Raw genomic sequence first — 598 nt, 5'->3', positions numbered from 1 at the left:
AAAGTTGTATTGAAAGTTGAACTTGAACCAGATTCCAGTCGAGTATCAGGCCGGCTCCGCTAGATTGATTGTCGGGTTGCGGTCGAAGAAGCCCCAAGGTACCAGCCTAAAGCCCGTTCTGTGTACAGGCATGACGGGCCAATCCTCATCCCATGAAAAAACCCCTGCCCAACGGCATGGGGAGAATGTATGATGGGGAGCCCGCGTTTCTACAGAACTCCCTCGAAGTCAAGCAGCCCTGAATAGGCAGCAACAGTTCTCATCCCGCCTCAAACCAGAGTTGTTCGGGATCCACATAATAGCAGCGGGCATTGTCCGCACAGATCAGCGCCCAGCCGTTTTGGTCGGCCTCGACCAAAGTATACTCACACTGGGGAATGAAATAGCCTTGGTGGTTTCGGGTATCGCTCTTAACCCAAACGGTCTGACGGTTCATCTTAAAGTTCCTCCCATCTGCAGTCAAAGGGGTCAAAAAAGTGAGGTTGGAAAACGGGACTCGATTCAGTGGCTATGGAAGCGGCGGCAGTGCAACACCACTGCAATTGAAGTGCAGCCACCGCCGAGCTAAGCATCTCGCGCCAGCCCGGAGTTCAATCTC

Annotated in this window: 1 protein-coding gene and 1 pseudogene; both read right to left on the bottom strand. The window is 53.2% G+C overall.

The window, feature by feature from the left end:
* Window positions 1-45: 45 nt before the first annotated feature.
* A pseudogene (locus tag NW820_RS13355) lies at window positions 46-138 on the bottom strand (hypothetical protein); the annotation flags it as partial.
* A 121-nt stretch (window positions 139-259) separates the two neighbouring features.
* A complete protein-coding gene (locus tag NW820_RS13350; RefSeq protein ID WP_414332524.1) occupies window positions 260-436 on the bottom strand; it encodes a hypothetical protein in 177 nt (58 codons plus the stop codon).
* Window positions 437-598 lie beyond the last annotated feature (162 nt).

The organism is Synechococcus sp. R55.7, assembly GCF_047461955.1.
Taxonomy (GTDB): Bacteria; Cyanobacteriota; Cyanobacteriia; order Thermostichales; family Thermostichaceae; genus Thermostichus.
This window is presented reverse-complemented; position numbering and strand designations above follow the sequence as displayed.